The organism is Prosthecobacter dejongeii (assembly GCF_014203045.1).
In the GTDB taxonomy this organism is placed as follows: Bacteria; Verrucomicrobiota; Verrucomicrobiia; order Verrucomicrobiales; family Verrucomicrobiaceae; genus Prosthecobacter; species Prosthecobacter dejongeii.
Window position 1 is genome coordinate 134,401 of record NZ_JACHIF010000007.1, and the last position, 21,712, is coordinate 156,112.

Here is a 21,712-nt window from a genome sequence, read left to right on the forward strand (position 1 = left end):
TTGTGAACACAAAAAAGCAGCCATCATTCAATGATGGCTGCTGATGAATAAAAGGGGTTATTTCAAGACCTCGAAAGTCTGGCCGATCTTTTTATCCAGAAAGTCCCGTAGCTTGTCCAGGCCTAAGCCGGTTTCACCTGAGACGGGGAAAATCTTGACACGTTTAAAGCGCTCTTTTAGGCGCTCAACATTGGCTTCGGCACCTTCGACGTCAATCTTGTTCGCCAGGATATGCCAAGGGCGTTTGGACAATTCTTTCGAATAGAGTGAGACCTCTTTGCGGACAGTTTCCAGATCTTGTACAGGGTCACGCCCTTCGGTACCGGCTGCATCCACCACAAAGAGCAAGATGCGGCAACGCATGATGTGCCGCAGAAAGTCATGACCAAGGCCAACGTTTTGGTGAGCTCCTTCGATGAGACCTGGAATATCTGCGAGGGTGCCACGGCGATGATCGCCAAAGTGAATGACCCCCACCATGGGTTGCAATGTGGTGAAGGGATAGTTAGCGATCTTGGGCTTAGCTGCGCTGAGCTTGGAAAGTAACGTGGACTTACCTGCATTTGGGAAACCAACAAAGCCTGCATCCGCAATGCTGCGCAGCTCAAAGTGGAAATAGCTCTCTTCGCCATCCTCACCAGGGGTGAACTCGCGAGGAGCTTGGTGGGTGCTGGTTTTAAAGTGAATGTTGCCTTTGCCGCCCTTACCACCTTTGCAAAGCACAAAGCGCTGCCCCACTTCCGTGAGGTCAGCGAAGGGTTCATAGCGGGTGACAATTTCACCAGTCTCGGGATCTTCTTCTTCCACCACTTTGGAAATCACGGTGCCACTGGGTACTTTATAGATGACCTCTTCAGCACTGATGCCTGTGCACATGTTGCCGCCACCTTTTTTGCCATCCTCAGCGATGAGTTTGGCATTGAAAAAGTACTGGCGCAGACTGTTGGTACTGGAGTCCACGAGGAGGACAATATCTCCACCCCGGCCTCCATCACCACCATCTGGGCCGCCTTTGGGACGGAACTTGCCACGGTGAAAGTGCATACTCCCATCCCCACCTTTACCGGCGCGGGCATAGACTTTGATTTGATCGACAAACATGAACCGGGCATGTAGCTCTTTTTTTGCCCTGTTACAAGCCGTTCGCGAACGAAGTTCTCTGTCCAAGCGATGTTTGGTGCTTTTCCCCAGGTGCAGAGGCTGCTAAACACCCTCCATGCGCTATTTTTTCGCCGTTTTATGGCTTCCTCTGATGCTCGCGGCTGCCCAAGAAATGCCGTTTGGCATTCAGGTGGTGGATGCACAAACGGGGAGGGGCGTCCCGCTAATAACGCTTACGACGACGAACCACCAAGTTTTTGTCACCGACAGTGCCGGCTGGGTATCCTTCCAAGAGCCAGGTTTCATGGACACGGAGGTCTATTTCCATGTGAGCGGTCCAGGCTATTCGGTGGCAAAGGATGGTTTTGGTTATTCGGGGGCGCGATTGCACCCGAAAGCAGGTGAAAAAACCGAGATCAAAGTGCTGCGCCATAATATCGCTGAGCGGCTTTACCGTGTGACAGGGCAGGGAATCTACCGGGATTCCACCTTGCTAGGTTTGGAGAATCCGTTACCCAAGTCTAACCTTAATGCTGCCGTGACTGGTCAAGACAGTGTGCAGGTACTGCCCTGGAAAGGCCGACTTTTTTGGTTATGGGGGGATACGAATGTAGCAAATTATCCGCTGGGCAATTTCCACACCACTTGTGCCTGGTCTGACCTGCCAGCCAAAGGCGGACTGGAGGCAAATGATGGAGTGCATCTTGAATACCTGATGGGAGGAGATGGACGGGTGCGGAAAATGGTGCCGACTCATGAGAAAGGTGTGGTGTGGGTTTTTGGTCTGCTCGGGGTGGCCGATAAAGCGGGAAACGATCATTTGTTAGGCCATTACGGGCGCTACGAACGGCTGGATAAACGGGTGGAGCACGGTCTCGTCGAGTTCGACGACGTTGAAGGACATTTTAGGCCTGTGGTGCAACTGGGTGACGAGTTTTCCTGGCAGCACCCCGAAGGGAACGCTGTTCGCGTTTCTTCCAAAGACGGCGATTTTTTTTACTTTGTGGAGAGCTTTGCGCTGACCCGAGTTAAAGCAGACTATGATAACGTCTTGAATCCCGCTAGTTATGAGGCTCTCGCGTGGTCTGAAGACACTCAAGGATATCAATGGCAATCGAAATTACCTCCAGTAACTCAGCTGTCTGAGCGCCAGCAAATACGCTCGGGAAAAATTCCTGAGGAGAAGGCGCTGCTACAAGTTCAGGATGAGGCCTCGGGTAAGCCAGTTCTCATTCACCGCGCTAGCATAAACTGGAATGCTTATCGTCAGCGCTGGATCATGATCGCAACTCAGAATCAAGGGGAAGTTTCTATGCTGGGAGAGGTCTGGTATTCAGAAGCCTCCTCCCCGGAAGGACCGTGGAACCAAGCCGTAAAAATCGCCTCGCATCCCAAATACACTTTTTACAATCCACGGCATCATCCGTTCTTTGATGAAAATGGGGGGCGAACCATTTATTTTGAGGGCACTTATACGGAGACTTTTTCAGGAAACCCCATCGCCACTCCGCGTTATGATTACAACCAAATCATGTATCGTCTGGATCTAAGTGATCCGAGATTGGCCGTATTCAAATAAAAGGCCTGAGCTTTCCATGGAAAGATCTCAGGCCTCAAAATTAACGGTCTCTAATATTAATCTCCACCTTCAGCGCGCTCAATGCCACCGCCTAGAGCTTCCGCAGCGGCAGCAATGGCGTAGTCGCGGTTAATTTTAGTGATCCAGCGCACGCTGATTTCTTTTGGGCAGGCAGCTTCACACTCATACTGGTTGGTGCAGTTTCCAAAGCCTTCTTTGTCCATCTGACGAACCATACCAAGGGTGCGGCGGTTCTTTTCAGGCTTGCCCTGGGGAAGGGAATTGAGTTGGCCAGCTTTGGCAGAAACGAAAAGCATGGCGCTAGCGTTTTTACATGCTGCAACGCAGGCCCCGCAGCCGATGCAGGCAGCGGCGTCCATGGCGGCGTCAGCCACTTCTTTGCCGACTAAGATACTGTTGGCATCTGGCGCGGCACCCGTGCGGAGACTGATGTACCCACCCGCTCTTTGGATGCGGTCAAAAGCACTGCGATCCACCATCAAGTCCTTGATGACGGGGAAAGCGCGGGCACGGAAGGGCTCAATCCAAATTGTATCCCCGGTGCGGAACTTGCGCATGTGTAGCTGGCACGTAGTCGTGGCTTTTTCGGGGCCATGAGGCATCCCATTGATGGTCATCGAACACATACCGCAGATGCCTTCACGGCAATCATGGTCAAAAGCGATTGGCTCCTGGCCTTTCTGAATCAAGCGCTCATTGACGATGTCCATCATCTCCAGGAAGGAAGCATGATCTGGAATCTCTGGCGCTTCGATATCTTGAAAATGGCCAGGCTGACCCTGATTCTGGCGCCAGACTTTGAGGTGAAGATTAAGGAGTGACATAAACCGAAAGGAGTGAGTAAGCGAGAATGGGGAAGAGGCAGATCACTTGTAGCTGCGGACGGATAGATGGACTTCTTCGAAAGTGAGTTGTTCCTTGTTCAGGATCGGTTTGGAGAAGTCCCCGGTGTATTCCCAGGCGGCGGCGTAGCAGTAGTTTTCATCATCACGCTTCGCTTCGCCATCGGGATACTGATGTTCACTGCGGAAGTGACCTCCGCAGCTTTCTTCACGATCGCTGGCATCCAGACATAGCAGTTCGGCAAACTCCATGAAGTCAGCGACACGTCCTGCTTTCTCGAGTTCAGGATTGGCCATAATGCCAGAACCTGGAATGGTGACATTGTTCCAGAATTCATCGCGCAGCTCAGGAATGCGTTTTAGGGCCTCTGCAAGTCCTGCTTTATCACGTGCCATGCCGCACTTGTCCCAAACGAGAAGGCCGAGCTCGCGGTGGAAGCTGTCCACGCTGCGTTTGCCTTTGATGTTGAGGAGGCGATTGGTGCGAGATTGGCAGTCTTCCAGGGCCTTCTGGAACTCTGGGTGGCTGGTGGTAACAGAGCCTGGGTTCTGGGTGACCAAATAAGGCGCGATGGTGGTCGGGATGACGAAGTAGCCATCTGCTAGGCCCTGCATGAGAGCACTGGCGCCGAGACGGTTGGCACCATGATCGGAGAAGTTGGCTTCCCCAAGAACGTGAAGGCCAGGAAGATTGCTCATCAGGTTATAGTCCACCCAAAGGCCACCCATGGTGTAGTGAACAGCTGGGTAAATACGCATCGGCTGCGTATAGGCGCTTTCTCCGGTAATGCGCTGATACATTTCAAAGAGGTTGCCGTAACGCTCAGCGATGGTCTTTTGGCCGAATTGACCGATGGCTTCCGCAAAGTCGAGATAAACACCTCGTCCCCCGGGACCGACACCACGACCGTCGTCGCAGGCTTCTTTGGCTGCACGGCTGGAAATGTCACGCGGTGCTAAGTTACCAAAGCTAGGATATTTGCGCTCGAGATAGTAATCACGATCGGCTTCCGGGATCTGATGGGGGGGCTTGCCGATATCAGCTGCTTTTTTGGGCACCCAGACACGGCCGTCATTGCGCAGCGACTCTGACATGAGGGTCAGTTTGCTCTGGTAGTCACCACTAACAGGGATGCAAGTCGGGTGAATCTGCGTGTAGCAAGGATTAGCAAAGTAAGCTCCCTTTTTATGAGCACGCCAAGTGGCCGTCACGTTGCAGCCCATGGCGTTAGTGGAGAGATAAAATACGTTGCCATATCCCCCTGTGCACAGCAGAACGGTATCGCCTGAGTGGGCTTCTATTTTTCCGGTGACAAGATCACGAGTAATGATGCCTTTGGCGTGACCATCCACCACCACGAGTTCCAGCATTTCGGTACGTGAATACATCTTCACGCCGCCTCGGGCGATTTCCTTGTTCAGTGCGGAGTAGGCGCCGAGAAGAAGCTGCTGTCCCGTTTGGCCGCGTGCATAGAAAGTGCGACTGACCTGGGCACCACCGAAGGAGCGGTTGGCTAGGCCACCCCCGTATTCACGGGCGAAGGGCACGCCCTGGGCGGCACATTGGTCGATGATATTGACGCTTTCTTCTGCCAAACGATGCACGTTGGCCTCACGAGCACGGAAGTCACCGCCTTTGACGGTGTCATAAAAAAGGCGATGCACGCTATCGCCATCGTTTTGATAGTTCTTGGCGGCGTTGATGCCCCCCTGGGCTGCAATCGAGTGTGCGCGGCGAGGGCTATCCTGGAAACAAAAGCACTTCACTTGGTAACCGAGCTCGGAAAGCGTAGCGGCAGCCGAGGAACCTGCAAGGCCACTGCCCACGACGAGCACGGTATACTTGCGCTTGTTCTTCGGGTTGATGAGCTTGGAGTCCTGCTTGTGTTTGGACCACTTTTCAGCCATCGGGCCGGAGGGAATCTTAGAGTCGAGAGGCATGGCGGGGAAGGTGAATGAACGGGTGCGCGTGAAAGGAGTGCCGATGGATTATCTGCCGTAGCCAAAGACCAAAATGGCGATCGGGATGGAGCAATTTCCTACCAAGATGAGCAGGGCAAAGGCAATGCCCAGCTTTTGAAACAGTGGCCACGTGCGGTGAGTAGCCAGACCGAGAGTCTGGAAAATACTAGCGACACCATGACTAAGATGGCTGCAGAGCAGGATCATGGCGAAAATATAGAACACGGAGGCTGGCCACCATGAGAAGCCATCAATGACCATTTTATAAACGTTGTGAACTTGCTCCCCATGAAGCTCGGTGCTGTAAAGAGTTGGATTGTTGTATTCATTCCCGACACGCACGGTGAAGTGCATGAGGTGATAGATAATAAAAGCCAGGATGGTGAGGCCGCTCCAGATCATGGTGCGGGAAGCTGTGCTAGAAACTTTATGAGCTTCTTTGCCATAGCGATCCTTGCGGGCGGCGCGGTTCGCTTTGGTCAGTTGGATGGTGGCGACGATGTGAATAAGCACTGCCGCGAGGAGGCCAATGCGGGCAATCCAAACGCCAGCACCGTGCAAGGAAGTTTGCAACATGTGACCATATTCATTAATAGCATCTGGCCCAGCAAACACGAGAAGGTTCCCCACCATGTGACCGAGGATAAAAACGACGAGCATCAAGCCTGTCAGGGCGACAAGAAACTTCTTGCCAATGGAGGAGCTATAAAATCGGGATAAAGAGTCTAAAACGGCGCTCATGGGTGGTGTGTTTTCACCTTGGCAATACGAACCCATCGTGCAAGCCGCAGCTCAAAAATTCATCAGTGCTGATCTTGCGAAATGATGTCAATATCTTGTCATGAAGCTGATTTTTGAGTGCTGAATCCCAACTTCTGCATAAAAGTATCCGATTCAGACACTTTCTTTTCGTCCCTTCGGGGGCATTTTCAGGCATGTCATTGCCAAATGATGAAGCTTTGCAAAAGCGACTGACGAAACTGCGAATCCATGAAGAGGATTTAGAGGAGGAATTTATCCGTGGCAGTGGGCCCGGAGGTCAAAAGATCAATAAAACTTCTTCAACAGTGGTGCTCCGGCACGTGCCTTCCGGTTTAGAGGTGCGCTGTCAGCGGGAAAGATCACAGGTGATGAACCGCTATTGGGCGCGGATGGAATTGTGCGATCGCATGGAGGCCGCAGTGAGTGAGGCTAAAATGGCGCTACAGAACGAGAGGGAAAAAGCCCGTCGCCAAAACCGCCCCCGGCCCAGAGGTCTGAAAAACCGAATCTTGAAGACCAAGAAGAATCGTTCAGGTGTGAAAAAGAATCGAGGTCGTGTCAGCGGGGATGACTGACCGGGGCAAGCTTTGAGAAGCAGCCTTTACACCAGTGTGAGGCACTCAGGAAATCCTTGGCGAAGATTGGACCAGGGTGCCTGGGCGGAAACGTCTTGAGGATCTGGGGTCGCCGCTAAATCATCGGGGAGTTTCGCTGGAGACAGAATGGCGAGAAAAACGAGAGGCTCCTGATGAGGATTGTAAGTTGCATGCACAACACCAGGAGGGATGTGCGCCATTTCTCCGGCGCTGAGGATGCGGTATTCATCTCCCACCCATTGTTCTGCCCGGCCATGGATCACGTAGATGATTTCCTCCCGATGCGGATGAAAATGAAAAGGGTGGCAATGCATGGGGGCCATGTTTGCACGGACGAGAAGTAGTTTTTCCGCCTCGACAAGATCTGGACGGCATAACCATTCATTGTTCGTCCACGGGTTGGTTTCGCGAGCCGCGTCATTGATCTGCACAAAACGGGAAGGGGAGTCTGTCATAGCGTAGCCTAGGCAACCCTGAGTTTGAAATCAATCTACGGTTACCGCCTGAGGTGCACTTTTGGCTATCTGATACCAACTTACAGGCGCTGGCGAAGCTACAAAATCGAAGGTAAAAAAGACTGGTCAAAGGAATGCCTAGACGTTATCTCCCCTCCATGCGCACGTCGAATCCCCTGCTCAATGAATCCACCTTTCAGTCTCGTGCTGTGCAAGGTCATGGCCAGATGACTCTACAGGGGACGGTAAACAAAACTGCCTTTCTGCTTTTCCTGACCTTCGCCACGGCGATTTACACATGGAATATGGCGATGACAGATCCAGCTGCGGCCATGACGTGGGTGATTGGCGGGGCCATCGCTGGTTTTGTGTTGGCTCTCATCACCAGCTTTAAGCCCGTTTGGTCCCCTGTGACCGGCAGTCTCTATGCCTTAGCGGAAGGTCTTTTCTTGGGTGGTCTGTCTGCTCGTTACGAGATGCAGTTTCAGGGGATTGCGCTTCAGGCTATCCTTCTTACTGGCGGTGTTCTCTTGGCCTTGCTTGCCGCGTATTCCATGCGCCTCATTCGCGCGACGGAAAATTTTAAACTGGGCATCTTCGCCGCCACGGGTGGCATTGCGCTGGTCTATCTAACAACAATTGTCCTTGGTTTCTTTGGCATCCAGATTCCCTACATTCATGACAGCGGCTTTATCGGTATCGGCTTTAGTGCCGCTGTGGTTGTCATCGCCGCCCTGAATCTAGTGCTCGATTTCGATTTCATCGAGAATGGCTGTACTCAGGGAGCGCCGAAATACATGGAATGGTTCGCAGCTTTTGGGCTCCTGGTCACCTTGGTCTGGCTCTATGTCGAAATTCTCCGCCTGCTTTCCAAACTGGCTCGCCGGGATTGATCGGCATAAATAGAAGTTCGCCGTTGGACAAAGACAGACTGGGGCCATCACCTGGATTTTGTAGCTGTGGAAATGGATGGCACTAGGGCAAGCGAGTCCTTTTGGACGGCTCTTTGGGTGCCGAGTCTGCCTCTACAGATAGCCGTGCTAGTGTTGCTCTTTCATCGTCGAGAGCCTCGGCAAAAGGCTGACTAACCACCCAATTCTTCAAACCTCTGCTTGCCTACTTGGCACGCCGCGCTAATTTGTCCCCCTTCATGGCCACCCAACTAGCCATCTTTGCGATTCGAATTATCAGCGGGCTCCTCTGCGCGTAACGCAGCCGCAGGAGTCCGTCACGGCCTGTTGCCGCCGCACTCAAAGGGTGCCTCCAGCGGCAAAAGTGTCTCCCGCGTTCATCGGGATTGAGCCATCCTCTCACTCCCATGTCCTGCCATCGCTTCGTATTGTTTAGCTTCTCTTTTTGACCTCCCTTTTCCTTTCATGTCAGTTCCAGTAACCATCTATGACACTACCCTGCGTGACGGCACCCAGGGCACCGGCATTTCCTTCAGTACCCTCGATAAAATCCGCGTGGCCGAGAAGCTCGATGATTTCGGCGTCCACTACATTGAGGGCGGGTGGCCTGGCTCCAATCCCAAAGATGCAGCCTTCTTTCAAGAGGCCGCCAAGCGCACCTGGAAAAAAGCCAAGATCACTGCCTTTGGTATGACCCGCCGTGGCAAGGTGAAGGTCGAGGACGACGCGCAGGTCCAGATGCTGCTTGATGCTCAGACCCCTGCCGTCACCATCGTCGGCAAGACCTGGCCCCTCCACGTTACCGAAGTCTTCCAGGTCAGCCTGGAGGAAAACCTCGCTATGATCGCGGACACCGTTGCTTACCTAAAAAAGCATGGCCGCGAAGTGCTCTACGATGCTGAACACTTCTTCGATAGCTTCCGTGAAGATCCCGAATACTCCCTGAAGACCGTCAAGGCCGCCAAGGATGCCGGCGCGGACCTCGTCGTACTTTGTGAGACCAACGGCGGGGCCTTGCCTGAATGGGTTGAAGAAGTCACGCGCAAGGTCATCGCCCATCTCGGCGGTCCTGTGGGCATCCATACTCACAACGATGGCGGCGTCGGTGTCGCCAATGCGCTCGCCGCAGTCCGTGCCGGGGCCAATCAGGTCCAGGGCACTATCAATGGTTACGGTGAACGTGTGGGGAATTGCAACCTCATCACCGTCATGCCTAACCTTCAGTTGAAAATGGGCTTTGATCTCGGGCTGGACCTCACGCGTCTGCGGGACCTCGCTTTCTTTGTGGATGAGCTGGCCAACGTCCCCCATGACATTCGTGCGCCTTATGTCGGAATCGCCGCCTTCACTCACAAAGGCGGTCTCCACGTACATGCCGTGCAAAAGCTGGCCCGTACTTATGAGCACGTGGACCCTTCTCTCGTTGGTAATGAGCGCGTCATCACCATTTCCGACATGTCCGGCCAGTCGAATGTCCTCATGAAGGCCGAGGCCATGGGCGTAGCCCTCACCAAGGGCAGCCCCGAGGTCCAGAAGATCCTCGCTACGGTCAAGCACCTGGAGAGCGAAGGTTTCGAATTCGAAGCCGCCGAAGCCAGCTTTGAACTCCTCATCCGCAAGCAGTTAGGGCAACAAACGCAGTGTTTTGACCTCATCGAGTATCACACGACTCATCGTTATCATTCGGGCTCTTCAACCGAGACCACCGAGGCCACGGTGAAGATCCACGTGAATGGCAATGACGAATACACTGTGGATGAAGGCGACGGTCCTGTGAACGCGCTGGACAAAGCCCTGCGCAAGGCCCTGCTGCCACACTTCCCAGCCATTGCCCAGGTGCGTCTAGAAGACTACAAGGTCCGCATCATTGACAGCGGCAGCGGCACTGCGGCGAAGACCCGCGTCCTCGTCGTCAGCAGTGATGGCACCCGCACCTGGGGCACCGTGGGCGTCTCCACCAACGTCATTGACGCCTCCTGGCAGGCCTTGGTGGACAGCCTGGAACACTACCTCTTCAAACAGCCTTAATATTGGTTCGCTCGAAAAAAAGGCAGAGGCATTCCCTCTGCCTTTTTTTGTGCCTTGACGGACTCATTTTGAGTCGTTGGGGTCGGCTCCAGGTCTCATCTGGATGTCCGATGATACGCCTCCGCTGCCCCATTCCATTGCTCGAATAGACCTGCTTAAGGCCATTGTCGTGGGCCTCGGTATCCAGTTATTTGTTTTTCTCCTCAGCTTAGTCATGCTGAATGGGGGTTACTTTACCCAGTGTGTCGTCCTTTCCATGGCGGCTTGGTGGTCCATGCTCTTCATCATGGCCCTGGCACGGCGCAGATCACGCTTGGGGACCTCATTGCCATTCGCTACGGTTTTTTAGTGATTGTAATCCTCGTCGTGCTTGGCCGCGTGCTTCAGAGAAATCTCCTGTCATAGCCCCGCGAGCGTCGCCCGTCCGCGTCGCTTGGTTTCTGGATCATCCTTCTCCCGGTTGGGCATCGCCAGGCCCTTGTTGATGGCTGCCTTGGCCTCCTCCGTCTTGCCCATCTGGGCATAGGTGCGGCCTAACTCAATGTGGTGTAAAAGGCGATCTGGTTTCAGGGCGATGGCCTTTTTGAAATACGTCACAGCCTCCTCGTTCGTCGCCGCCGGCAGCTCGCCATACACCAGTTGCGCAATGCCCCGTGTCAGGCTGCCCATCCCCGCCAGAGCCTGGTGCCAGCGCCCCAGCAGATGCCAGGCATAGTCATCCTTCGGGTTCAATTTTGCCGCTTTCTCCGCAGATTCTTTGATCTTCTTGGACGCCTCAATCTTTCCCCGGTTCCCCAGCAGAGGCGTCATCTTGCCATGCACGATGGCGATGGAAAGGTGCGCATCACTGCTCCTGGGGTCGGCCTTCACGGCCCGTTCTGCATAGGCCAGCGCCTTCTGGCCCTCTGTCAGTTTTTCGGTATTCGTCTTCAGTCCATCCATGCGGAATACGTGCTGCCGGGCGATCTTTACAAGCAGCGCCGCATCGTTCGGGTTCTGCTTTTCCGCAGGTAGATAGTATTTCAACGCTTCGTCAGGCTTGAATTGCTGATCGTAGATGTCGCCTTGGCGGATGAGCTCGTTCGCCGGTCCGTTGATGGCCAGAATCAAAACAGTAAGGCTCAGAATGAAGAGGCGTTTCATAAAGTTGGTCAGTTGGGTTTGATGAATCGGTAATGGGAGACAATCCATTCCTCGCCGTCGCGGTATCCCCATAGCTCGGCACAGGCCATGTAGAAAATGCGCCAGTAAGCCCACCATTTCACCGCTTGCTCTTTGCCATAAGTGTCTGCAAACAGAGGCATGATTTCCGCCTTGTTCGCGTCCATCTTGGATAGCCAGGCTTCTGAAGTCTTGCTGTAGTGCATGCCGCTCACGCACCAGTGATCCTCGATTTTGAGATCATCCTGAAAGTACAGCAACAGATCGTCAGAGGGCATCTGGCCACCCGTGAAAAAGTATTTCGCCATCCAATCTTCGTCGCTGGTGACTTCGTAATGGTAGGCATACTCACGATGTGTGAAGATATGGACGAAGAGTTTACCTCCTGGTTTTAACCAAGTCGAAACACGGCGCAGAAGTTCTTGATAGTTCTTCATGTGCTCGAACATTTCCACCGAGACGCAGCGATCAAAGATGCCGTCTCCCACGCCTTCAAAATGGATCATGTTGGCCGTGATGATGGTCAGGTTATGAAGTCCCCGTCTTTGGGCTTCCGCATCAATGAATTCTTTTTGGGTGCGTGAATTCGAGACGCTGGTGACTTGAGCGTTCGGGTAGTGTTCCGCCATCCAAAGAGAGAGAGAGCCCCATCCACAACCTAGTTCAAGGATGCGTTGACCATCTTTCAATTCTGCCCGCTCGCAGGTCATCTTCAGCATGATCGCCTCAGATTCATCAAAGGTGGTGCTGGGTTCTGGCCAGTAGCCGCTGCTGTATTTGAGGTGCTTTCCGAGGCACAGTTGGTAAAACCGAGTGGGGACCTCGTAGTGTTGTTCATTGGCCTCTGCCGTGGCGATGGCTACCGGACTCTTTTTTAATCCTTCAATGTGTTGCAGTAAGGATGCTTTTTGTGCCTCAATGTTAGGCTGCTTTTGCTTACGCAAAGTATTCGACAGACGCTGGCGAATGCCGAAGCGGATGGCTGCATCTGGAAGAATGTCTTTGGCGAGTAGATCGTTAAGATTGAGCATGACTTGAGGGACGATGAAAAATGCGTTCAGGGTTGAGCCCTGGATTCACTTCTTGGGGAACCAAGGTATGAAAGCGCTGGTGCGGCGCTGGTAGTCCCGATAAACATCGCCGCGCTTTTCGACGGAAAGTTTCTCGGTGAGAGGGATGCCAGTGACGTTTAACAGAAAGTGTAACATAGCCAACGGAGCTACAATCGCGGTCCAGCCCCAAGGTGCCGGTAAGGCCATCAGAAACAGTCCCCACCAGAGCAGCGATTGGAAAAAATAATTTGGGTGGCGACTGTAATTCCAAAGCCCTTCTTCACAGATGATTTTGGGATCTGAATTGGTTCTTTTGAAGTGAGCGAGCTGTGCATCTGAAATTGCCTCTCCAATTAAGGAGATAAACCAAAGTCCTAAACCCAAGTATTCGAGGATATGAAAAGTCTGTGAAGGCTGCTGGGAAGTATGGTGCACTGGCAGCATCAACAGCCAAACAAGCAATGCCTGAACGAGAAAAAACCAAAGAAAAGAAAGAGGTAAATTGGATTTCCACTTTTCTCTAAGCACAGCATAACGCACATCTTCTTTGGGGTGATGACTGGCCACTCGCTTCCAGAGGTGAATTCCCAAACGCAAACTCCAGGCTGATACCAAAACGGCAATCGCAAAGCGACGAGGCAACCATCCATTGCCACTGACCGCGTACCAAATAGCCAAGGGGGTGAAGGCCAAAGACCAGGTAACATCTACAAAAGAATAGTTGTCCAGCTTCTTACTTAACCACCAAGTGAATAAAAATAAAACCAATAGAATACAGCCACCGATTGCGAGGATCATGATGAAGTGCGGGTAGAGGTGCTATGCGCCAAACGCTCAATGAGCGGTTTGGTGCTAAAATAGAGAATTGCTAAAATCACTGGGGCGAATAGGCACCACACAACGACTCCGTATAATGCTGTCATTCCATAGTCTTTGAAGAAAGGACCCGGCTCTGCGAAAAATCGCTCAATCATACTAGGGATGTGAATGCTCACATGAGGTGCATTGAACAACCATTCTCCTGCGCGATAAAACGCCAAAAGTAGCGTCCATTGAAGAGGGTAAGTTAACGTTTTGAAGATCTGTAGAATAGGCTGGTTAAGCTTGAGCGGAATGCCCACCAGCAGAGTGAGTAGCGTGTTAGAACCAATGATGGGGAAAATCCCGAGAGCGACTCCAAAAGCGATGGCTTGTGCAATTTTGGCGGGCTGAGTTCCCTGCGTCAGTTGTTGCTTGATAGGCGATAGGACCCATCTATGCCACGCAGATGGTTTGGGTTCATTCATGCCATCCTCCTCAAAAGCACGTCTTCGATTTTAGCAGTCACAGGTACTCGGAAGAGTTGAATGAGTGCGTAAAGAGCCATTGCAATATTGCCTAACAACAAGATGGCGATGAGCCAACCAGCACGGCTAATCCCTGAAACTTCTTTATAAACGACCCAGCAGTAAAAAGTAAGAAAGCCCCAATACGCATCAAACAAGGTCGCAATCCACCAAGGGTGAGTCCAAGTCTCATACGGGATTTTCCACAGGGGCAACTGTTTGCTTGCCCAGGTGGTGACCGCCAGCATGGAAATCAAAACAACGATGAAGAAGATGCGAAGGGGCAAGATCATAAAAAATGAGTGAGTGAATTCGACGTGAATCACCAAGTGCGATGCAAGGCTCCATTGTTAGGCCGAGTGTAAACTGCCTGAACCACACTGATGTTACGCGTGGCAAATGCAGCCTCGCAGTATTGCAGGTAAAAATTCCATTTTCGGATGAATGTCTCATCGAATCCAAGATCCTTCACTTCTTGCACTCGCGCGTTAAATCGTTCGAACCAAAGTCGCAGAGTTTTAGCATAACCAGCGCCTAAATCTTCGAGTCCATGCAAGAACATGTCCCCCGTTTTATTGATGGCCTGATTCACGCGAGCCATGCTGAGTAACAGCGAGCCTGGAAAAATGTGTTTTTGAATCCAGTCCACCCCTTGAACCAGGTTTTTGTAACGACAGTCAGGAACGGTGATGACCTGGAAAGCGAGAAGGCCATGAGGTTTGAGGACCTCATGACATTTGGCGAAATATCCATCAACATAAGCTTCCCCCACAGCTTCTAACATTTCGATGGACGCGATTTTATCGAATTGTCCTGTGACTAAACGATAGTCCTGAAGACGAATTTCGATTAGATGTTCTAAACCTTCTTTTCTAACTCTCTCGGTCGCATATTTGTGCTGTTCTTGAGATATGGTGACGGCGGTCACTCGGCAGCCATATTGGCGAGCCGCATGGGTACAAAAGCCTCCCCAGCCACAACCGATTTCAAGAACGTGATCGGTATCTTTCAATTCTAATTTCTGGCAAAGCGCATCGTATTTACTGAATTGAGCCTCTTCGAGAGTTTGCTCAGGAAATTCAAAACGCGCAGCCGAATACGTCATCGTCTTATCCAACCAGAGAGAATAAAAATCATTACCAAGATCATAGTGCTCAGCAATGTTTCTCCGGCTGATTTGCAGGCTGTTAGGTCGGAGTCGATGCAAGAATCGGTTGTAGATTTTTAACAGATTCATGCATTTCAACTTGGTGGATGATGCCGTGCTCCCTTGCGTGTGATGGATGTTCTGGATGAACCAAGAGATCACACCGGCAATGTCTTCCGTATCCCAGTCTCCGTGAACGTAGGATTCTCCAAAACCAATGTTTCCATAAAGGGCGCAGTGTCGAAAGAACTCCAAGTTGTGAATCCGCATTTCAAGACTCGGCGAAGTTTCCTGACTTCCCAGACGATATTCGCGGCCATCAGGTAAAATCATTCGCAGTGCCCCAGAAGGAAACTTTTTGAGTGTGTGCATGACCAGCCGCTCATAGAAACCCACGCGATCGGCTAAACTGAGATCAGGGGAGACAACTTCATCTTCTTCGAGGCTGAGCGTGGTGGAGTTCATGGCTTAATAGGAGAAATGGAGTGATGCGGGTTGTGGACACCCCGTTGCAATTCTGGATGAGCGGCTTTTCGATAAACGGTTAGACCTTTCATCCAGAGGCGCAAAGCATGCCAGTGAATGAGAAAAATCACGCGAAGAGTGAGCAATGGATATTTAATGGCACAAACAAGAAGCGCCGAATCTGTGAGATTACGACGCTTGCCAGTGAGGCTGGTCAACATCACCCGTTCATCTCCTTGACGGTCATCAATGTGTATTTCGAGGTGATCCGCAGGGAGACGCAGCTTGAAGTCGAAATTCAGTTCCAAGTCAAAAAATGGGGAAACGTAAAAATGCTTGGGTGTGATGAGTCTGAAGGTCCCTCCGTCTTGTTCCGTGAGCACATAGGGCTTTTGTTCATGAAACGTGTTTGTCACTTCAGCCACAGCACAAAGGGGCTTTTCATGGACATCAAAACAGTAATAAAAACAAACTGGATTGAAAATGTAACCGAGAATTCGAGGGAAGGTAAGCAGTCGTATTTTTGCGATGCTGGATGTTTCCACGCCGGATTCTTTGAGTGTCTGCAAGAGACTCTCTTTAGTCTGTAAACTGTTCTTCGAAATATGATCAGTATCAAAGAAGGAGAATAGAGACCACTGGTTGTGTTTAAAGAAGCGTAGCCGGCTCGAAAGGAGGTCCAACTCGTCCAGGTCTAACCACAAATAAAAGAGGCGGTAGCTAAACCGATGCACTTTCGGACTGAGCCGATGATGCATCACATTGCATTCGTAGATGGCTGATGGCGAATTCACCACGGATCCTCCCCGAGCAGATCTCGGCATAGATTGACCGCAGACATAAAACCATCCTCATGGAAGCCATAGCGAAACCAAGCCCCAGCATAATAAGTGGTCTGATCTGGTGAGATTCGATTCAAATCAGGGAGGCGTTTTTGGGCAACCGTCGCTTCGACGTCAAACAAAGGATGCTCATAAGAAATCCGTCGAAGAACCTTAGCAGGATCAATCGCTTCAGCGCCATTGATGCTAACGAAATAATTCGTTTTTTTGGAGACTCCTTGAAGGAGATTCATCCAATAGTGAGTGCTGGGTTGGATGATCCCTGATTGGTCAAATTCGATATGATAATTCCATGCAGCCCAGCATTTTTTTGTTCGAGGCATGAACTGATCATCCGTATGCAAAGTGGCGAGATTGGCCTGATATTTGAAGCGTGGAAGCAGTTCTTGCTCTAAAGGTGTGGGGTCAGCCAGCATCTTCAAAGAAGTGGGCGCATGAGTCGCTAAGATAACTTTATCGTAAATTTCAGGCGCATGATCTTTGGCATAAAGAATGACTTTGCCGTTTTTTCGCTCAATTCGTTCGACTGGGGTTTTAAGACGGATGCGATCTTGAAACGGGGGGATGAGTTTGCGAACATACTGGCGAGATCCATCCACCACGGTCCACCACGGGTGGCGCGTTTCCATGCCTAAAAATCCATGGTTAAACCAAAAGTGCATCAGCGTGCGAGCTGGGAACTCCAACATCAAATCTGGCGGTGTGGACCACACTGCACTGCCCATAGGAATCACATAAAAGTCCAAGAAATCTTGTCCGTAGCCTCTGGCTGCCACATACTCACGCAGAGTCATATGTTCAAACCGGGGATCATTCATCGCTGCCACGGTCTCTTCATTGAAGCGTTTGATTTTAAGAAGGAACTTCCAAAAACGTGGGCTGAGAAGGTTGCGTCGTTGTCCAAAAATGGTGTCCAAATTCTTGCCATTGTATTCGTAACCGGTGGGCAAATGACGCAGACTAAAGGACATGTCTGTGCGTTTGGTCTCCACGCCTAGCTCTTTAAACAAACGGCAGAGCAGGGGGTAGGTTTGATGATTGAAGACCATAAAACCCGTATCAATCGGTAATTCCTGCCCGTCTTCGGTTACCGTAACGGTATTGGTGTGCCCACCAACATAATCTGCAGCTTCATAGATCGTCAGATCATACCGGGTGTGCAAAAAGTGAGCACAACCCAGCCCTGAAATACCGGATCCGATGATGGCGAGACGTGGGAGAGACATTTTGTCGAAGATGCTTTTGTCTAAGTTCTTCATTTCTTCGACTGAGACCGCTTGGCGGATTCATCTCGTTTGGTTCACCCGCGATAAAAGTACCTGTTCCTGTGATCGCCTGGGGAGAGGGTTGACTCGCGGAAGCGTTTGTTCAGGGGTATTTCTCGTTATGAAGCAACTTCTCTTTTTCACTTTGAGCTTCGCTGGATTTGTTTTGGCTGCGCCTCCACCCGCCAATAACATCAAGTCCAAGACCACTCATGCCGAAGCCTACGGTCCTACTCAAAATGCCGTGACGGTGGATCCTGCCAAAGATTTACCGCGTTACCCAGCCGTAGAACCCAAGGGTGCGCGTGAAACGTGGCAGGTAAAAAAGGGATTTGACCTGGAACTGGCTGCCCACGAACCGCTCGTTCGAGATCCCATTGCCGTTTGTTTTGATGAACGTGGACGAATGTTTGTGTGCGAAATGATCGATTACTCCGAGATGCGCGACGTCACCCCCCATCTCGGGCGCGTTTCTATGCTGGAGGACAAAGATGGCGATGGCTTCTTTGAAACCAGTCAAGTCTTTGCCGATAACTTGCCCTGGCCCACGGGCGTTATCTGGGCGAACGGCGGCCTCTATGTTGGGGCCACGCCGGACATCTGGCGCTTCGAGGACAAGGATGGCGATGGCAAAGCCGAGGTCCGCGAAAAGGCCTTCACTGGTTTTGGCACCGGCCTGAAAATCCTCAATGTCCAGGGCCTGATGAACAGCTTTCAGTGGGGCCAGGATAACCGCGTCCACATCCTCGCCGGAGGCGGAAATCGGGGCATTGTCACCTGCCTCAAACGACCCGACCTGCCTGGTATCGAGATCGGTGGTAAGGACTTCTGGTTTGATCCGCTGACTCATGAGTTCGGTCTTGAGGGCGGCGGTGCCCAGTATGGCATGAGCTTTGACAACTACGGTCGCAAATTCGGCTGCTCGAATTCAGACCATCTCCAGTACTGGGTCTATGACGGCCGTTATGCTTCCCGGAATCCACTTTACTCCATGCCCGCCGCGCGCAAAAGCATCGCCGTGGATGGCGGCGCGGCCGAGGTCTTCCGCCTCAGCCCGGATGAGCCTTGGCGCATCATCCGCACCCGCTGGCGCATCGCTGGGGTCGTTAAAGGCTCGGTCGAAGGTGGGGGCCGAGTCAGTGGTTACTTTACGGGCGCTACTGGCACCACCCTTTACCGCGGTGATGCCTATGGTCCGGAGTTTATAAACAACAGCTTCAGCGGCGATGCTGGCGGCCAGCTCATCCATCGCAAGCAGATCCGTTATGCCGACAATGGCATTGATCTTCTGGGGGAACGACCCGCCGATGAACACGGCTACGAATTCGCTGCCAGCAAGGACACCTGGGTTCGTGTGGTCAATTTTGCCAATGCTCCCGATGGCCACCTGTACGTCTGTGACATGTATCGAGAAGTCATCGAGCATCCCTGGAGTGTGCCCGATGAAATCAAAAAACATCTTGATCTCAATAGCGGCAGTGATCGTGGTCGCATCTGGAGAATAACCAAAAGTGGCGAAACGAAAGCTGCCTCCCGTCGCACTCGTCCCGCCTTGGACAAAGCCAGCCTCGAAGATCTGGTGGCCGCTCTCGCCCATCCAAATGGCTGGCACCGCGATACCGCCGCCCGGCTCCTCTATGAGCGTCAGGACAAGGCCGCCGTGGCTCTTCTCGAAAAAGACTTCGCAGATCTCAAGAATCCTCTCGCTGTCATCCATCGCCTCAATGTCCTCCAGGGTCTCAAGTCCCTCAGCCCAGATGTCCTCATCATCGCTTTGCAAAACGAAGATGCCCATGTCCGCGAGCACGCCATCTTCCTGGCCGAGCCCCTTCTTCAGGCTGCATCATCCCCAGAGGCCCTTTGGCAGAAGCTGCTTACCTTGACGGCAGATCCGAGTTCCCGTGTCCGGTTCCAGCTCGCCCTCACCCTCGGCCAAGTTTCTCATCCTGGGCAAGCTCTGGCTCTCGCCTCCATTGCTCCTAGCGAAGACTGGCTCCGTCATGCCCTCCTTTCCGCCCCGCCGGAACAGGCCTTCGCGGTCTATCAGACCCGCTCCTCAGGCAAGACGGCGGCCGACGAAGCCCTATCTCTCGGCCTCATTGAAACCATCGCCGCCCGCAACAAGGCGGCAGAAGTAACGGCCCTAATTCAGTCTCTCGGGACCTCGCCATCCCCCAAAACCATCCGTGCTCTGGCCGAAGGTCTTCGCCGGTCCGGTACAACCCTTGAGGCCGTGGATAAAGAGAAAAAACTCACCCCCGCTTTTGCCACAGCTACCGAAACCCTGGCCAATCTGAAAGCTTCCGACAAAGACCGCCTTGCCGCCATGGAGCTGGTGGCCCTTTCCCGCCCGGCCTCCGTCATCCCTAGCTTACAGATCTGCTTGGCCGAAGGTCAATCGGAAGCCCTGCAGGCTGCCGCCATCCGTCACCTCGCTACCTTTAGCCAGCCTAAGGTCACTCAGGCACTCATCACCTCCTGGCCTCACCTCGCCCCTCAGGCTCGCACCGCCGCCCTGGCAGCCCTCGTTTCCCGTGATGATCGCGCCACGGCTCTGCTGACGGCCCTGGGCAAAACCGAAGGTGCCCCCACAGCGGCAGATCTCTCCGCATCCCAGGTCCAGGACCTCGCGAAGCATAAAAACGCCCAAGTCGCCGCTCTCGCCCGCACTACTCTCGCCGCCGTCATTCCTCCATCGCGTGAGGAAGTGGTGAAAAAATTTCAGACGGCTCTCTCCCTCAAAGGAGACGCCACCGCAGGCAGTGCCGTTTTCATGTCCCGCTGTCTCGCCTGCCACGTGGCCAACGGGCAGGGGATCGAAGTAGGCCCCAACTTCACCACCGTGAAGACCCGTGGCAAAGACGGCCTCCTCACTGCCATAGTCGAGCCGCATAAAGAAGTCGCCTCCCAATACATCGCCTACACCGTCAATACCAAGGACGGCCAGACCCTCAGCGGCATCATCGCCAAGGACGACGCCAGCAGCATGACGCTCAAAATGATGGGCGGAGCCGAAATCACTGTGCAACGTTCCAACATCCTCGGCAGCTCCTCCTCCGGCCAAAGCCTCATGCCAGAAGGACTGGAGCAGGGGATGACCGAGCAGGACATGGCCGATCTCATCAGCTTCATCGAGGCCGTTGAATAGCCATCAGCACCACAAAGCTTCGTTCAGAACCTCGCGCCTCAATTTGACCTCCCCGCTGCGCTGCCCATCTTGGAAGGATGAATCTCTCCATCCGTCCGCGCCGCAACCGCCAGTCTCCCGCCATCCGGGACATGGTGCGCGAAACTGTGCTCACTCCTGGGAATCTGATCTACCCGCTCTTCCTTCAGGAGGGGGATGAAAACACCCCCATTAGCGCCATGCCTGGCTGCCAGCGCTGGTGCCTGGCAGATCTCGTCCAGGAAGCAGGTGAAGCCCACGCTCTCGGCATTCCGGGTGTCGTACTTTTCCCACGCATTCCCGATGAGCTGAAAACTCCCGGTGCCGAGGAATGCTACAATGACGATGGCCTCGTCCCTCGCGCCATCCGTGCGCTCAAGGCCGCCCATCCCACGCTCATGGTCATCACTGACGTGGCGCTGGATCCCTACAACAGCGATGGTCACGATGGTCTTGTGGCTGCCGATGGCCGCATCCTCAATGATGAGACCGTCGAGGTCCTGTGTCAGCAGGCCCTCTGCCATGCCCGCGCTGGGGCAGACATTGTCGCTCCCAGCGACATGATGGATGGCCGTGTCGCCGCCCTTCGTGCAGCCCTGGATCAGGCCGGATTCACTCAGGTCTCCATCATGAGCTACACTGCCAAGTACGCCAGCGCCTACTATGGTCCCTTCCGTGGTGCGCTCGATTCCGCCCCCAAGGCGGGCGACAAAAAAACCTATCAGATGGACCCTGCTAACACCATTGAGGCCCTTCGTGAAGCTGCCCTCGATGAATCTGAAGGTGCCGACATTCTCATGGTCAAGCCCGCAGGCCCGTACCTCGATATCATCGCCCGCATCCGTGATGTCAGCACCCTTCCCATCGCCGCCTATCAGGTGAGTGGCGAGTATCTTATGATCAAGGCCGGGGCCGCCGCTGGCTGGCTGGATGAGGACAAAGTGGCCATGGAATCCCTCCTCGGCATTCGCCGCGCCGGGGCCAATATGATCCTAACCTACTTTGCCAAAAAGATTGCCGCCGTCCTGTAAT

19 protein-coding genes are annotated in these 21,712 nt (G+C 53.0%); 6 read left to right on the plus strand and 13 right to left on the minus strand.

Going from position 1 to position 21,712, the window contains the following annotated elements; genetic code table 11:
* Nucleotides 1-57: 57 nt before the first annotated feature.
* The gene (gene obgE / locus HNQ64_RS16300) at nucleotides 58-1,101 is read right to left on the minus strand and encodes a GTPase ObgE (RefSeq protein ID WP_184210520.1); all 1,044 of its coding nucleotides are present in this window, start codon (nucleotides 1,099-1,101) and stop codon (nucleotides 58-60) included.
* A gap of 115 nt (nucleotides 1,102-1,216) precedes the next feature.
* Here obgE and HNQ64_RS16305 point away from each other — a divergent pair, with 115 nt between their 5' ends.
* Nucleotides 1,217-2,680 (plus strand): hypothetical protein, encoded by a 1,464-nt coding sequence (locus HNQ64_RS16305; protein ID WP_184210522.1) that lies wholly within the window; start codon nucleotides 1,217-1,219, stop codon nucleotides 2,678-2,680.
* A 56-nt stretch (nucleotides 2,681-2,736) separates the two neighbouring features.
* On the opposite strand, the gene HNQ64_RS16310 is transcribed toward HNQ64_RS16305, so the two are convergent.
* The 3 genes from HNQ64_RS16310 to HNQ64_RS16320 are packed head-to-tail and all read right to left on the minus strand — an operon-like array spanning nucleotide 2,737 to nucleotide 6,246.
* Complete coding sequence (locus HNQ64_RS16310; protein ID WP_184210524.1) at nucleotides 2,737-3,525, minus strand: succinate dehydrogenase/fumarate reductase iron-sulfur subunit; 789 nt, start codon at nucleotides 3,523-3,525, stop codon at nucleotides 2,737-2,739.
* A 42-nt stretch (nucleotides 3,526-3,567) separates the two neighbouring features.
* Nucleotides 3,568-5,484: a fumarate reductase/succinate dehydrogenase flavoprotein subunit gene (locus HNQ64_RS16315; RefSeq protein WP_184210526.1), complete on the minus strand. Its 1,917-nt coding sequence runs from the start codon at nucleotides 5,482-5,484 to the stop codon at nucleotides 3,568-3,570.
* Between the two features lie 48 nt (nucleotides 5,485-5,532).
* Entirely contained in the window at nucleotides 5,533-6,246 is a 714-nt protein-coding gene (locus HNQ64_RS16320) for a succinate dehydrogenase cytochrome b subunit (RefSeq protein WP_184210528.1), read from the minus strand.
* A 194-nt stretch (nucleotides 6,247-6,440) separates the two neighbouring features.
* Here HNQ64_RS16320 and HNQ64_RS16325 point away from each other — a divergent pair, with 194 nt between their 5' ends.
* A complete protein-coding gene (locus HNQ64_RS16325; RefSeq protein WP_184210530.1) occupies nucleotides 6,441-6,842 on the plus strand; it encodes a peptide chain release factor family protein in 402 nt (133 codons plus the stop codon).
* A gap of 26 nt (nucleotides 6,843-6,868) precedes the next feature.
* Here HNQ64_RS16325 and HNQ64_RS16330 read toward each other — a convergent pair whose 3' ends face one another.
* Nucleotides 6,869-7,318 (minus strand): cupin domain-containing protein, encoded by a 450-nt coding sequence (locus tag HNQ64_RS16330; RefSeq protein ID WP_184210532.1) that lies wholly within the window; start codon nucleotides 7,316-7,318, stop codon nucleotides 6,869-6,871.
* A gap of 158 nt (nucleotides 7,319-7,476) precedes the next feature.
* Here HNQ64_RS16330 and HNQ64_RS16335 point away from each other — a divergent pair, with 158 nt between their 5' ends.
* Nucleotides 7,477-8,211, plus strand: coding sequence for a Bax inhibitor-1/YccA family membrane protein (locus HNQ64_RS16335; protein WP_184210846.1), 735 nt, complete (start codon nucleotides 7,477-7,479; stop codon nucleotides 8,209-8,211).
* A gap of 483 nt (nucleotides 8,212-8,694) precedes the next feature.
* Nucleotides 8,695-10,257: a citramalate synthase gene (gene cimA / locus HNQ64_RS16340; RefSeq protein WP_184210534.1), complete on the plus strand. Its 1,563-nt coding sequence runs from the start codon at nucleotides 8,695-8,697 to the stop codon at nucleotides 10,255-10,257.
* 399 nt (nucleotides 10,258-10,656) lie between these two features.
* Here the strand turns inward: cimA and HNQ64_RS16345 are convergent, their stop codons facing one another.
* From HNQ64_RS16345 to HNQ64_RS16380, 8 genes are read right to left on the minus strand one after another with little or no spacing between them, the layout of a single operon-like run.
* Nucleotides 10,657-11,400, minus strand: coding sequence for a tetratricopeptide repeat protein (locus HNQ64_RS16345; protein ID WP_184210536.1), 744 nt, complete (start codon nucleotides 11,398-11,400; stop codon nucleotides 10,657-10,659).
* Nucleotides 11,401-11,408: 8 nt separating this feature from the next.
* The gene (locus HNQ64_RS16350) at nucleotides 11,409-12,449 is read right to left on the minus strand and encodes an SAM-dependent methyltransferase (protein WP_184210538.1); all 1,041 of its coding nucleotides are present in this window, start codon (nucleotides 12,447-12,449) and stop codon (nucleotides 11,409-11,411) included.
* A 45-nt stretch (nucleotides 12,450-12,494) separates the two neighbouring features.
* Entirely contained in the window at nucleotides 12,495-13,268 is a 774-nt protein-coding gene (locus HNQ64_RS16355; protein WP_184210540.1) for a DUF1295 domain-containing protein, read from the minus strand.
* On the minus strand, nucleotides 13,265-13,756 hold the full coding sequence (locus tag HNQ64_RS16360; protein WP_184210542.1) for a DUF2062 domain-containing protein: 492 nt from the start codon (nucleotides 13,754-13,756) through the stop codon (nucleotides 13,265-13,267). The genes HNQ64_RS16355 and HNQ64_RS16360 overlap by 4 nt, the downstream gene beginning before the upstream one ends.
* The gene (locus tag HNQ64_RS16365) at nucleotides 13,753-14,088 is read right to left on the minus strand and encodes a DUF1475 family protein (protein WP_184210544.1); all 336 of its coding nucleotides are present in this window, start codon (nucleotides 14,086-14,088) and stop codon (nucleotides 13,753-13,755) included. Before HNQ64_RS16365 ends, HNQ64_RS16360 begins: the two co-directional genes overlap by 4 nt.
* Before the next feature lie 29 nt (nucleotides 14,089-14,117).
* Nucleotides 14,118-15,407 carry an SAM-dependent methyltransferase gene (locus HNQ64_RS16370; protein WP_184210547.1) on the minus strand — a complete coding sequence of 430 codons (1,290 nt, stop codon included), beginning with the start codon at nucleotides 15,405-15,407 and terminating at the stop codon, nucleotides 14,118-14,120.
* Complete coding sequence (locus HNQ64_RS16375) at nucleotides 15,404-16,231, minus strand: DUF1365 domain-containing protein (protein ID WP_184210549.1); 828 nt, start codon at nucleotides 16,229-16,231, stop codon at nucleotides 15,404-15,406. The genes HNQ64_RS16370 and HNQ64_RS16375 overlap by 4 nt, the downstream gene beginning before the upstream one ends.
* Nucleotides 16,198-17,508 carry an NAD(P)/FAD-dependent oxidoreductase gene (locus tag HNQ64_RS16380; protein WP_246431077.1) on the minus strand — a complete coding sequence of 437 codons (1,311 nt, stop codon included), beginning with the start codon at nucleotides 17,506-17,508 and terminating at the stop codon, nucleotides 16,198-16,200. Before HNQ64_RS16380 ends, HNQ64_RS16375 begins: the two co-directional genes overlap by 34 nt.
* A 127-nt stretch (nucleotides 17,509-17,635) precedes the next feature.
* Between HNQ64_RS16380 and HNQ64_RS16385 the strand changes: the two genes are divergently transcribed.
* Both HNQ64_RS16385 and hemB read left to right on the plus strand, forming a co-directional pair.
* Nucleotides 17,636-20,662, plus strand: coding sequence for a PVC-type heme-binding CxxCH protein (locus HNQ64_RS16385; RefSeq protein ID WP_184210551.1), 3,027 nt, complete (start codon nucleotides 17,636-17,638; stop codon nucleotides 20,660-20,662).
* A gap of 77 nt (nucleotides 20,663-20,739) precedes the next feature.
* The gene (hemB, locus tag HNQ64_RS16390; RefSeq protein WP_184210553.1) at nucleotides 20,740-21,711 is read left to right on the plus strand and encodes a porphobilinogen synthase; all 972 of its coding nucleotides are present in this window, start codon (nucleotides 20,740-20,742) and stop codon (nucleotides 21,709-21,711) included.
* The last annotated feature ends 1 nt before the right edge of the window (nucleotide 21,712 follow it).